Genomic DNA, 11,538 nt, shown 5'->3' with positions numbered 1-11,538 from the left:
TGCGCGATCGAGAGAAAGCCGGAGCCACGACGTGTCGCGGATGGACATCGAGCAGGCACCTGCGGGGTCGGCCGGGCAGTCCCGGTCAGCCCGCGTCGGGGTGCTCGCCGCAGGCGCGGTCGTGGCCGTCGAGACCATCTGGTTGGCCCTGGCCCTGCCGGGTGCGGCCCTGGTCAGTGACCTCGGTGCGCTCATCGTGGCCGGCTGGGCGGCACTGGCCTGTGTGGGGGCCGCCCGCCGGCATCCGCGGCCGTTGCGTCGGTTCTGGCTGCTGCTGGCCGCCACCATGCTGCTCTCGGTGGCCGGCCGGGCACTGTGGACCGTCCAACGGCTGGCCGGTCAGGAACTGCCGCACACCCTGCCGGTCGGGCTGATCTTCACGGCGAGTCTGCTGACCGGGACGGTAGCGGTGCTGTGTGCGCTGACCGCGCCGCGTACCTCCCTGGGGCGGGCGTTGGCCCTGCTCGACGGGTTGATCGTCGGGCTGGCGTTGATTCCGATCGGCTGGCTGCTGCTGTTCCGCAACGTGGCCCTGGTGGCCGACGCCATGTACGTGTCCTGGATGGCCGCCGGCACCTACCAGACCGGCACCCTGGTCGACGTGCTCTGGCCGCTGAGCTACCTGCTGATCGGGGCGGCCACCCTGCTTCCCGCCCCGCAGCGGTGTGATCAGGGCGAGGAGGCCAGCGAGGCGCCGCTGCCGCCGTGGTGGCGGGTGACCCTGCCGTACCTGCCGGTGGGTGGGGTGATCGTGGCGGCCCTGCTGGCCCGGGACGTCTCCGGGCACAGCCCGCTGCCGGTCTTCCTGGCCCTGCTGGCCCTGCTGGCGGCGTTGGCGGTGCGACAGATCCTGGCGGCCAACGAGAACCTGCGTCTGGTGGGGCGGCTGCGGCAACTCGCCTATGTCGACCAGCTCACCGGGTTGCCCAACCGGTTGGCCTTCATCCGCCGGCTGCGGTCCGCCCTGGGTGGTGCCCAGCCGGTCGCCGTCCTGCTGCTCGACCTGGACGGCTTCAAGCAGGTCAACGACCGGTTCGGGCACACCACCGGGGACAACCTGCTGACCGGCCTGTCGAGCCGGATGCGGGGGGCGGTGGCCGACGACGGGCTGATCGCCCGGATCGGTGGGGACGAGTTCGCGGTGCTGGTCACCGGTCGCGCGGCCACCCCGGAGGGGTTGGCGGAGCGGTTGTTGGCCTCCCTGCACCCCTCGGCCGGGGAGGAGGTGGTCGGGGTCCACCCCTCGGCCAGCATCGGCATCGCCGAGTACGGGCCGCAGCACGAGTCGTACACGGATCTGCTGCGTGATGCCGACATCGCGATGTACGCGGCCAAGGCGGCCGGCAAGTCGGCGTACCGGCGGTGCACCCCGGCCCTGCGGGAGTCCGCGGTCAGCCGGGCGGAGCTGATCGCCGACCTGCGGCGGGCGGTCGACGAGCAGCAGTTGCACCTGGAGTTCCAGCCGATCGTGGACCTGGCCACCGGCACGGTACGCAGCGCCGAGGCGTTGGTGCGGTGGCGTCATCCCCGGCTGGGCACCCTGAGCCCGGGGCGGTTCCTGCCGCTGGCCGAGGAGACCGGGCTGATCCTGCCGATCGACCGGTGGGTGATCCAGGAGGCGTGTCGGGCGGCGGCCACCTGGCAGGACCGGGTTCCGGCGGCCACCGTGGCGGTGAACATCGCGGCCTCCCACCTGCGCCGACCGGATCTCATCGCCACCGTCACCGAGGCCACCGCGGGGGCCGGACTGGCCCCGCGGGCCCTGACCCTGGAGCTGACCGAGTCGGCGTTGATCGAGGGCAGCGAGGCGGTGCTCGACCGGCTGAGTCAACTCCGTGAGCTGGGCATCCGGATCGCCATCGACGACTTCGGCACCGGCTACTCCTCGCTGAGCTACCTGCACCGGATCCCGGCCACCGAGTTGAAGATCGACAGGTCCTTCGTGGCCCGGCTCTCCGAGGACACCCGGGCGTACGCCACGGTGGAGATGGTCACCCGGTTGGCCGGGGCGTACGGCCTGGGGGTGGTGGCCGAGGGGGTGGAGACCGAGCGGCAGCACGACGCGGTGGCCGCGATCGGCTGCGTGCAGGGGCAGGGCTACCGGTACGGGCGGCCCGCCGCCCTGGACGAGTTGCGTACCGTCCTGGCCCGCTGCGGCCCCGCCCCCGTGGCCGATGTCGCAGAATCGGACTTGACCCTCACGTAACGGCAGGCGGGACCGTGGTTGCCGAAGGGAGGGAACCATGGCGTACACCGTGGGTCAGGTCGCCAAGCTCGCCGGGGTGACCGTGCGGGCCCTGCACCACTACGACCAGATCGGGTTGCTGTCGCCCAGCGGGCGCACCGCCGCCGGCTACCGCCGCTACAGCGAGGCGGACCTGGAGCGGCTGCAACTGGTCCGGTACTACCGCGAGCTGGGGTTCCCGCTGGAACAGATCGCCGAGATCCTCGCCGACCCGGCCGGTGACCGGGACGCGCATCTGCGCCGCCAGCACGAGCTGCTGACGGTACGGATCAAGCGGTTGCAGGAGATGGTCACGGCGATCGAGTTTGCGATGGAGGCGAGCAAGTTGAACATTCCACTGACCCCGCAGGAGCGTTTCGAGGTGTTCGGTGACTTCGAGCCGGAGGCGCATGCCGAGGAGGCGGAGCAGCGCTGGGGCGGCACGCAGGAGTTCCGGGAGTCGAATCGTCGGGTGTCCGGCTACGCCAAGGCGGACTGGCTGCGGATCAAGGAGGAGTCCGAGGACTGGGGGCGGCGGATGGTCGCGCTGATGGCCTCCGGGGCCCCGGCGGACAGCCCGGCGGCGATGGAGTTGGCCGAGGAGCACCGGCAGCACATCAGCCGATGGTTCTACGAGTGCTCGTACGAGATCCACACCGGGCTGGCCGACATGTATGTCGCCGACGAGCGGTTCCTGGCCCATTACGAGGCCATGGCGCCGGGGTTGGGGGCGTACCTGAACGAGGCGATCCACGCCAACGCGATCACCCGGGCGTGACCTGGGGGTGGCTGATCGCCGGTTCGAGGGCCGGGAGATGTCGGGGCGGGGGAGTATGACTGGCGTGGTCGATGTCCCGATCCGCGGAGGTCCGAAGGTGTTGATAGTCGCCGGCACGTTGTATGTCGATCCCGTCGAGCGGGACGACTACCTGGCCACCTGTGTCGAGATCGTCAAGCAGGCCAGGTCGGCACCCGGCTGTGTGGATTTCGCCATCAGCGCCGATCTGGTGGAGCCGGGACGGATCAACGTCTACGAGCGGTGGGAGTCCGAGGAGCAACTGTTGGACTTCCGCGCTTCCGGCCCGGAACCGGAGCAGCAGGTCGCCATCGTCGGCGCCGAGGTGCACCGGTTCCGCATCATCGAGGTCGAGTCACCCTGACCCCTGCCGTCGGTCTGCGGCGGGGGTCACGGGGGACGCCGCCGGGTCAGCCGGGCCAGGAAGGCGGCCACCGCGGCGGGTTCCCCGGCGAGTTCGTGGGGACGGGCGGGCCCGCACAGCGCCCGCAGCAGGGCGGCTAGCCGTCCGGCCCGGTTGAGGGCGTTCGAATCGCCGTCGAGGAGCAGGTCGGCGGTGTCCCGGTCGAGCCGGCGGGTCGGGATGCTCATCTCGTGGCGCCGTTCGTCATGCACCCGTCCGCCCTCGGCGACGGGTCCGTCCACTCGTTCGCTTGATTGGCGCTACCGCTGCTGGATGCGTCACACCCGGCCTTGTCCGAAGGCGGACAGGAGGAGTTAAACCACCAACTCGTCCTTGTTAATCCCCCGATCGGGTAATTCGTCCCAGGTCAGCCGTGTCCATGGTGGTGACCTGCGCCGTTAATCACTGTGACACCCCCTCTGCTGGCCTGCGGTTGCCTACATGCGCGGCGAAGGAGTCGGCGTGGCGAGGACTGATTCGACGGGTTCGACCTGGCGGTACCGGTGGGCGCGCCGGCAGAACGAGCGCCGACGGCGGCTGTTCCGCAGCGCCGAGGGGGCCTGGCGGCGACGGGACGAGGAACTGCGCCGGCTGCGTACGCTGGCCGAACAGTGCCACGGTTCCGCCGCAGCGGGTGCCGGGCTGCCGCTGGAACTGGGCCCCGACGAGATCGTGCTCCGGGTGGTGCCGGCGGCCCGCCTGGTGGAGGTACGGCACATCGCCGTGCTGCCCGCCCCGGAGTTGACCGTCGGAGAGGTGCCCCGGCGGATGCACCGCCGGCTGCCCGAGGGGGTACGAGCCACCGACGCCGGCATAGCGGTGATCACCAACCGGCGGCTGGTGCTGCTAGGTGGGCGCGGCCGGCGGGACTGGGCGTACGGGCGGATCTCCGGCCTGGCCCACGACCCGCAGGCCCCGGTCACCCTGATCCAGGTGCTCGACCGGCGGCGTACCTCCGGGGTGTTGCTGCCCGCCGACGCGGCGGCCGAGTTCCGGTTCCTGCTGACCCTGGCCTTCGCCGACGCCATCGAGCAGCGCGAGGCGGTGATCGCCCAGCTCGACGAACTGATCGCCGAGCACGCCAAGGCCCGTCCGTGCCGACCGGGCATCGCCACCCCCGCCCAGGCCCGGCTCTCGGCCCTGCTGCCGGGCGGTAGGCGGACCGCGGTGGTGGCGGTCGCCCTGGCCGTGCTGGTGCCGCTGGCCCTGGCCAACTCCGGCCCCTCGGGCCCGACCGGCCGGGAGCGGGCGGTGGCCGCCACCCCGGCCCCGGCCGCCACCTCGAAGGCGCCCCGGCTCTCCGGCTCACCGCCGGCCCGCCGCGCCAGCCCCACCCCCCAGGGACGCTGCGGCGCCCCGGTCAACCCGATGGGGTACGACTTCTGCGCCGGTGAGCGGATCCGCAAGCCGGACCCCGAGGTGTGCGAGCACTTCGACTGTGTGCCCGGGTTCTGGCAGGGACGGGGTCACCTGGTGCAGTGCGCCAACGGCAAGATCAGCCTGGCCGGTGGCAGCCCCAAGGCGTGCGGCCTGCACGGCGGGGTCCGCCGTACCGTCTTCACCTGACCCAAGTTCGGCGAAACGGGCCTCCTTGCGGCGGATGGTTGCCCGGGGCTGACCGGTTTGGTCTGATGCGGCCATGGGAGTCACCGAGGTCAATCGGACCATCGACGCGGTGTGGCGGATCGAGTCCGCACGGGTGATCGCCGCCCTGGCCGGGTTGGTACGCGACATCTCCTGGGCCGAGGAGTTGGCCCAGGACGCGTTGGTCGCCGCCCTGGAGCAGTGGCCGCGCGACGGCATACCGAACAATCCGGGTGCCTGGCTGACCGCGGTCGGCAAGCGGCGGGCCATCGACGGTCTGCGGCGTCGGCAGGTACGCGATCGCAAGGTCGCCGAACTCGGCCGCGACCTCGGCGCGGAGACCTTCACCCCGGACTTCGACGCGGCCTTCGAGGAGACCATCGACGACGACCTGCTCCGACTGATCTTCACCGCCTGCCATCCGGTGCTGACCCCCCAGGCCCGCGCCGCCCTGACCCTGCGGATGGTCGGCGGCCTGAAGACCGAGGAGATCGCCCGGGCCTTCCTGGTGCCGGAGTCCACCATGGCCCAGCGGATCACCCGGGCCAAGAAGACCCTGGCCGAGGCCAAGGTGCCCTTCGAGGTGCCCGGGGTGGCCGAACGCCCGCAGCGCCTGGCCAGCGTCCTGGAGGTCACCTATCTGATCTTCAATGAGGGGTACGCCGCTACCGCCGGGCAGGACTGGATGCGTCCGGCCCTCTGCGAGGACGCCCTGCGGCTGGCCCGGATGCTCCAGGCCCTGATGCCGAACGAGCCGGAGGTGCACGGGCTGGCCGCCCTGCTGGAGATCCAGGCCTCCCGGACCGGGGCGCGCACCGACGCAGCCGGGGAACCGGTGCTGTTGTTGGAGCAGGACCGCCGACGCTGGGACCGGCTGCTCATCCGCCGGGGCCTGGCGGCGCTGGAGCGGGCCCGGGCGAGCGGGGACCAGCCTGGGCCGTACACCCTTCAGGCGGAGATCGTGGCCTGCCACGCCCGGGCGGGCACCCCCCAGGAGACCGACTGGGGACGGATCGCGGCGACCTACGCCGCGCTGGCACGGGTGGCACCCTCGCCGGTGGTGGAACTGAACCGGGCGGTCGCGGTCTCCTTCGCGCAAGGGCCGGCCGCCGGCCTGGCCCTGGCCCGCACCCTGGTCGAGGACCCGGTGCTGGCCCGCTACCACCTGTTGCCGGCCGTGCTCGGTGACCTGTTGGCCAAGCTCGGCCGCTACGCGGAGGCCGCCGCGGAGTTCACCCGGGCGGCCGAGCTGACCGGCAATGCCCGGGAACAGCGGCTGCTGCGTGACCGGGCGGCGGACTGTGCCGCCGGAGGGCCGCCGAGGCGCTGAGAAGACTCCGGAAGAAATTCCGGCGGCGATGTCGAATCCCGGTCGGGCCGCCCGACGCGTCAGTGACAGCCCGCCTGACAGGCCCCACCGATCGACGAGAACCAGAAGAGGGACGACCGATGCGTTACATGATCATGCACAAGCTGGACGAGCAGACCCCCGAGCTGTGGCAGCCGGACGAGGCTTTCATCGCCCGGATGGGGGCCTTCATGGGGGAGGCCAACCAGGCCGGTGTCCTGCTCGCCGCCGAAGGGCTGCGGCCCAGCAGTGTGGACTCCGGCCGGATCACCGTCACCGGGGGCAAGGCGACCGTGACCGACGGACCGTTCACCGAGACCAAGGAACTGATCGCCGGGTTCGCCCTGCTCCAGGTGCGGGACAAGGCCGAGGCGATGCAGTGGGCTCAGCGGTTCACGGACATCTTCATCGCCGCCGGTGCCGAGGTCGAGGTGGATGTCCGCCGGGTCACCGAGTTCGAGGATCTGGCCCCGCCGGCCTGACCGCCGTCGCAGGGGACCGGCTCGGCCCACCGAGCCGGTCCTCAGCGGTGCTCGGCCACCTGGTCGGCCAGTCGGGACAGCGCCGGTGCGGCGGCCAGCAGCCGCTCCCGGTCATCGGGGTCCAACTGCGCCAGGGCGTCGGCCAGCAGGTCGCTGCGGTGCTGGCTGTAGGCGGCCATCCGCTCCCGCGCCGCCTCGGTCAGGCCCAGCCGGACGGTACGCCGATCGCCGGGATCCCGCTCCCGGCTCAGCAGCCCCGCCGAGGTCAGCCCACTGATTAGGGTGCTCACCGTGTTGGCGGCCGTGCCCAGGCGCTCGGCGGCCTCCCGGACACTGATCCCGGGCTGGCGCTGCACCAGGCGCAGCACCTCCACCTGCGCGTCCGGCAGCACCCGCCGACCGGTGCGCTGACTGGCCGTGCGGCGCAGCACCCGGTGCAGGTCACCCAGGGCCACGCCGAGTTCGGCGAGGGTCTCCTCCGTCACAGTGCGCCCCCGTCTCCGGCAAATGCCTCTGTAGGCAGAGCTATCGTAGCCGCCATGCCGCAGACCGTCATGCCCACCGCCCCCGCGCCGGACCGAGTCGCCGTACCCACCGGCCGGGCCGCCCTCGGGCTGCTGGTGCTGCTCGGCAGCCTCACCGCCATCGGGCCCCTGACGCTGGACACCTACCTGCCGGCCCTGCCCGAGATGACCCGCGACCTGTCCACCAGCCAGGCGACCATCCAGCTCTCCCTGACCACCTGCCTGATCGGCATGGCCGTCGGTCAACTCGTCACCGGTCCCCTCAGCGACCGCTGGGGGCGGCGCCGACCGGTGCTGGTCGGGGTGGCCGCGTACACCCTGGTGTCGCTGCTGTGCACCCTCGCGCCGACCGCGGAGACCTTCGCCGCGGCCCGCTTCCTCCAGGGCTTCGCCGGCGGGATGGGCACGGTCGTGGCCCGCGCCATCGTCCGTGACCTCTACACCGGCCGCGCCGCCGCCAAGTACTTCTCCCGCCTCACCCTGATCTTCGGCCTGGCCCCGATGGCCGCCCCCGCCTTCGGTGGGCTGCTGCTCGGCCTCGGCAACTGGCGGATCATCTTCGTCGCCCTGACCATCATCGGGGTCCTGCTCGGCACGGTCGTCATCTGGCGGCTACCGGAGACCCTGCCGGTCACCCGGCGGAACGCCGGGGGCCTGGCCGCGATCGCCCGGGCCGCCCGCACCCTGCTCACCGACCGCATCTACCTGGGATACACCGTGACCCAGGGCCTGGCCTTCGCCGGACTCTTCGCCTACCTCTCCGGGTCCTCCTTCGTCCTCCAGGACGTCTTCGGCCTGTCCACCGGTGCCTACAGCCTGATCTTCGGCCTCAACGCCCTGGCCATGCTCGCCACCGGCCAACTCAACGCCCGACTACTCGACCGGCGTAACCCCCGCCCACTGCTGATCACCGGCCTGAGCCTCGGCCTGCTGGCCGCCCTCGGTCTGCTGGCCGGAGTGCTGCTGGACTCCCGGCCGCTGGTCCTGGCCGCCCTCTTCCTCTTCCTGGGCTCGCTCGGCATGGTGATGCCCAACGGCACCGCCCTGGCCCTGGACCGGCACGGCAGCCACGCCGGCACCGCCGCCGCCCTGCTCGGCGGCATCCAGGCCGTGATCGCCGCCGCCGCCGCGCCGCTGGTCGGTCTGGGTGGGGAGGGCACCGCCCTGCCGATGGCCGTGGTGGTCCTCGGCGGCGCCGCCGGATCGCTGCTGATGGTGCTCACCCTGGCCCGCCGCCGCTGACCGCACCTGCCCGGCTCAGCCGGCATCGACCCACAGCATCCCATCACGGCCTCAGCCCAGGGGGACCTGCACCGCCACGTCGTGCTTGGGGTAGAGGGAGTCGAACTCGTCGGAGCCGTACTTGTCGCGGAACATGGCCACGATGTCCTCGACCTGCCGGCTGTCCGTGATCGGGGTGGCGCTGGAACTCAACGAGGCACCGTCGACCGCCAGTTCGACCATCGGGATCTGCTGGACGTTCTTGTACCACTGGGTGTCCGAGCCGGTCACCGGCACCAGGAAGACGTTGTCGTCGTGCTGCACGAACCACACCGGGCGGGGAATCTGCCGTCCGGTCCTGCGGCCGGTCACGGTCAGCTCGACCTCGCGTACCCCCGACAGTGCCTCACCGATCGCGTTGGTCATGGTGTCCTCCGGCAGCTTGCCCTGCGACGATGCCCTCGCCCGTCAGGGTAGGCAGCGTGGGAGGGGCGCGCCGCCGGTTCGGGCCCCGGTCCCCGGAACGGAAACGCCCGGCGCCGCAGGTCGCGGCACCGGGCGTTCCCTCTCGGCTGGATCAGCTCAGCGGGCCGCCGCCGGGCTGGACCACGTTGTTCACCGTCAGCTTGTACGGCGCGTACTGGGTGACCTGCTCGGTCGGGTCGTCGTAGGCGACGATCGCGACCACCTTCGGGAAGGCCAGCAGGGCCAGGGTCGGCACCGCACCGAGGGTGAAGCTCGACTTGCCGTTCACCTCGTGCTGGTAGGCGATCTTGTTCTTCTCGTCTAGACCGATGAACCGCACGTTCCAGTTCGCCACCGGGGTCGGGTAGATCTCCGAGGGCGAGTCGAACGGTGCCAGGCTCGACCCGTCGCTGACCAGGGTGCCGCCCACGGTGATGTCGTCGATCAGCACACCACCCTCGTTGACCCCACCGTCGCTGACGTACCGGAAGCTCAGCAGGATCTGCTGATCGGCGTACGCCGACAGGTCGAACGAGTGCGGCTCGAACCCGTCGGTGGTGCCGTTGAGCGCCGGGCCCAGCGGACCGCTGACGGTCTTGTCCCCGGCGATCGGGGTGTACGACTTGCCGCCGTCGGTGGAGACGCTGACGTAGCCGTAGTCGTAGCCGATCTCCGCGCCGTACTTCGCCAGGAAGGTCAGGGTCGGGTTGGCGGCCGGCACGGTGACCGGGGTGACGGCGGCGGCGTCCGTGCTGTTGCCGTTGCCGGACCAGATCACCGAGTTGCCCGGACGATCCGGGTCATTGTTCACCGTCGTCCAGGCCAGCGGGATCGCCGGCAGGGTCTTAGCGCCCTGGAACTTGATCGAACGCAGGTCGCCCCGGCCCAGCGGCTTGCCGTTGGCCTTGCGCAACTGCACGTAGTCGGCACCGTTGGGCGCGGCTCCCGGAGTCGCGTACGAGGCCGGGTTGTCCAGGTTCACGGTGGCGTTCAGGCTGGCCGTGGTCACCCGCCGCTTGTCGACGCCGAGCATGATGCCCAGCTTCGAGTTGCCCACGACCCGGTCCACCAGGTTCATCGTCTGGTAGTCGTGCAGCACCTTGTACATGTCCTTGACGCCCTCGTCGGCCAGCGCCGCCTTCAGGCTGGCCAATCCCTGAAGCTCGCCGTCCTGGTGCAGCCGGGAGATGAAGTCCAGGCCGTAGCGGTCGTACAGGAAGAGGATCAAGGAGTACGCGTTGCCGTAGTCGGCCAGCACCCCACTGCTGGTGCTGCCCTCGTTCCACAGATTGATCGAGTTCTCCGGGCCACCACAGTCCCGAGGGTTGGTGTTGTACGGCGTCTGGACCGTACCGAAGCCCTGGAAGCAGTGGATGTGGCTGTCCGTACCGGGCTGGTCGACCCGGGCCCGGGCGTCCACATAGCCGGCCAGGGTCTGGGCGAAGTCCGCCAGCCCTTCGTTCAGCCAGATCCCCTCGAAGGGGTCGGCGTGGTAGTGCGCCAGGTGCTGCCACTCGTGGATGAAGACGCCCTCGTAGAGGTTCGGCCGGGCCGGCCGGGAGGTGCACAGGTCGTCCGTGGGCTCGTTCGGCGGGTTCTCGCCGGTGCGGTGCGCCCAGTCGAAGGCGTCCACCGTCATGATGTTGCGGTCGAGCAGCTCGTCGAAGAGCGAGAAGTGGAACCCGGCGATGTAGCTGGGGGCGGCCGGGAAGTCATAGAAGTTGTCGTCCCGGACGTTGTCGATGAGGGTGACCGTACGGTTGCCGGCCCCGGTGAAGTCACCGGCCAGCTCCGCGTTGGTGCCGTCGCGCTCCGGCGGGGTGCTGAAGGCCGCGATCGACTTCGGGTACATGTTCGTGTCGAATTCGCTGATCAGGCGGTCGACCTGGGCATCGGTGATCACCGTCGAGTTGGGGATCTGCCGACGGCAGTCGCCCTCCGGGAACTCGGTGTCGTTGGCCACCCACACCTCGATGTTGTCGCCCACCCCACGCAGGGTGTACGGCTTGAGGTACATGACACCCTGGTAGTCGTCGAGGGCCAACCAGTTGCGTACGGTCCCGACCGGCGGGGTCTCGGCCGCGGCCTGCGTCCGGCGAGACTGGGCCTGCGGCTGGTACTGGGTCGGCACCTCCACCGGCTTGCCGTTGAAGGTGAAGTCCTTGCGGGTCAGCTCGCGGATGTCGCTGACGAGCCCGCCGGTGTCGGCGGCGGCGCTGGGCGCCACCTGCGGGCCGGGAGCGGCTGACGCGGCCGCCGGTGTGGCGATGACATAGAGAAACGGTAGGACAATGGCGCTTGCTGCTATCCCCGCAAAGCGGCGACGGGCCATGGAACCTCCTCATCGATGGAAGATCCAGCCGATCCCTACGCTGGGTCGCGAACGGGATCAGTTGATCTGCGTACGCTGATTGAGCGTCTTCGTGACCTCAACACAAGGACATCGATCAGGCAAGGGGCGCGCGTCCCGGCCGCAGCGGCTTTGACGACA

At 70.9% G+C, this 11,538-nt stretch carries 11 protein-coding genes; 7 read left to right on the top strand and 4 right to left on the bottom strand.

Going from position 1 to position 11,538, the window contains the following annotated elements; translation table 11 throughout:
• Positions 1-40 precede the first annotated feature (40 nt).
• Genes ACGFIK_RS03325 through ACGFIK_RS03315 form a run of 3 tightly spaced genes read left to right on the top strand, consistent with a single transcriptional unit; the run spans position 41 to position 3,384 of the window.
• Positions 41-2,206, top strand: coding sequence for an EAL domain-containing protein (locus ACGFIK_RS03325; protein ID WP_327022555.1), 2,166 nt, complete (start codon positions 41-43; stop codon positions 2,204-2,206).
• A gap of 37 nt (positions 2,207-2,243) precedes the next feature.
• Positions 2,244-3,002 carry a MerR family transcriptional regulator gene (locus tag ACGFIK_RS03320; RefSeq protein WP_327022554.1) on the top strand — a complete coding sequence of 253 codons (759 nt, stop codon included), beginning with the start codon at positions 2,244-2,246 and terminating at the stop codon, positions 3,000-3,002.
• Between the two features lie 55 nt (positions 3,003-3,057).
• Positions 3,058-3,384, top strand: a complete 327-nt coding sequence (locus tag ACGFIK_RS03315; protein WP_327022553.1) for an antibiotic biosynthesis monooxygenase family protein — start codon at positions 3,058-3,060, stop codon at positions 3,382-3,384.
• Positions 3,385-3,410: 26 nt separating this feature from the next.
• Here ACGFIK_RS03315 and ACGFIK_RS03310 read toward each other — a convergent pair whose 3' ends face one another.
• On the bottom strand, positions 3,411-3,635 hold the full coding sequence (locus tag ACGFIK_RS03310) for a hypothetical protein (RefSeq protein ID WP_393337457.1): 225 nt from the start codon (positions 3,633-3,635) through the stop codon (positions 3,411-3,413).
• Positions 3,636-3,885: 250 nt separating this feature from the next.
• On the opposite strand from ACGFIK_RS03310, the gene ACGFIK_RS03305 reads away from it, so the two are divergent.
• From ACGFIK_RS03305 to ACGFIK_RS03295, 3 genes are all read left to right on the top strand, one after another.
• On the top strand, positions 3,886-4,989 hold the full coding sequence (locus ACGFIK_RS03305) for a hypothetical protein (protein ID WP_327022551.1): 1,104 nt from the start codon (positions 3,886-3,888) through the stop codon (positions 4,987-4,989).
• A 73-nt stretch (positions 4,990-5,062) separates the two neighbouring features.
• A complete protein-coding gene (locus ACGFIK_RS03300; protein ID WP_327022550.1) occupies positions 5,063-6,337 on the top strand; it encodes an RNA polymerase sigma factor in 1,275 nt (424 codons plus the stop codon).
• Positions 6,338-6,456: 119 nt separating this feature from the next.
• Positions 6,457-6,837 (top strand): YciI family protein, encoded by a 381-nt coding sequence (locus ACGFIK_RS03295; protein ID WP_327022549.1) that lies wholly within the window; start codon positions 6,457-6,459, stop codon positions 6,835-6,837.
• Positions 6,838-6,878: 41 nt separating this feature from the next.
• On the opposite strand, the gene ACGFIK_RS03290 is transcribed toward ACGFIK_RS03295, so the two are convergent.
• A complete protein-coding gene (locus ACGFIK_RS03290) occupies positions 6,879-7,322 on the bottom strand; it encodes a MarR family transcriptional regulator (protein ID WP_327022548.1) in 444 nt (147 codons plus the stop codon).
• A gap of 54 nt (positions 7,323-7,376) precedes the next feature.
• Between ACGFIK_RS03290 and ACGFIK_RS03285 the strand changes: the two genes are divergently transcribed.
• Positions 7,377-8,603 carry a multidrug effflux MFS transporter gene (locus tag ACGFIK_RS03285; RefSeq protein WP_393337452.1) on the top strand — a complete coding sequence of 409 codons (1,227 nt, stop codon included), beginning with the start codon at positions 7,377-7,379 and terminating at the stop codon, positions 8,601-8,603.
• 51 nt (positions 8,604-8,654) lie between these two features.
• Here the strand turns inward: ACGFIK_RS03285 and ACGFIK_RS03280 are convergent, their stop codons facing one another.
• On the bottom strand, positions 8,655-9,008 hold the full coding sequence (locus tag ACGFIK_RS03280; protein WP_327022547.1) for a nitroreductase/quinone reductase family protein: 354 nt from the start codon (positions 9,006-9,008) through the stop codon (positions 8,655-8,657).
• Between the two features lie 151 nt (positions 9,009-9,159).
• Positions 9,160-11,379, bottom strand: a complete 2,220-nt coding sequence (locus tag ACGFIK_RS03275) for a choice-of-anchor J domain-containing protein (RefSeq protein ID WP_393337449.1) — start codon at positions 11,377-11,379, stop codon at positions 9,160-9,162.
• Positions 11,380-11,538 lie beyond the last annotated feature (159 nt).

Source organism: Micromonospora sp. NPDC048871, from assembly GCF_043198155.1.
In the GTDB taxonomy this organism is placed as follows: Bacteria; Actinomycetota; Actinomycetes; order Mycobacteriales; family Micromonosporaceae; genus Micromonospora.
Note: the sequence above shows the minus strand (reverse complement) of the source record. Positions and strands in the feature narration are given on the sequence as shown.

Excerpts from the sequence above, each read along its gene's own strand:
- ACGFIK_RS03325 (WP_327022555.1), top strand. The coding sequence starts at position 41 with ATGGACATCGAGCAGGCACCTGCGGGGTCGGCCGGGCAGTCCCGGTCA.
- ACGFIK_RS03320 (WP_327022554.1), top strand. The coding sequence starts at position 2,244 with ATGGCGTACACCGTGGGTCAGGTCGCCAAGCTCGCCGGGGTGACCGTG.
- ACGFIK_RS03315 (WP_327022553.1), top strand. The coding sequence starts at position 3,058 with ATGACTGGCGTGGTCGATGTCCCGATCCGCGGAGGTCCGAAGGTGTTG.
- ACGFIK_RS03300 (WP_327022550.1), top strand. The coding sequence starts at position 5,063 with ATGGGAGTCACCGAGGTCAATCGGACCATCGACGCGGTGTGGCGGATC.
- ACGFIK_RS03295 (WP_327022549.1), top strand. The coding sequence starts at position 6,457 with ATGCGTTACATGATCATGCACAAGCTGGACGAGCAGACCCCCGAGCTG.
- ACGFIK_RS03285 (WP_393337452.1), top strand. The coding sequence starts at position 7,377 with ATGCCGCAGACCGTCATGCCCACCGCCCCCGCGCCGGACCGAGTCGCC.
- ACGFIK_RS03280 (WP_327022547.1), bottom strand. The coding sequence starts at position 9,008 with ATGACCAACGCGATCGGTGAGGCACTGTCGGGGGTACGCGAGGTCGAG.
- ACGFIK_RS03275 (WP_393337449.1), bottom strand. The coding sequence starts at position 11,379 with ATGGCCCGTCGCCGCTTTGCGGGGATAGCAGCAAGCGCCATTGTCCTA.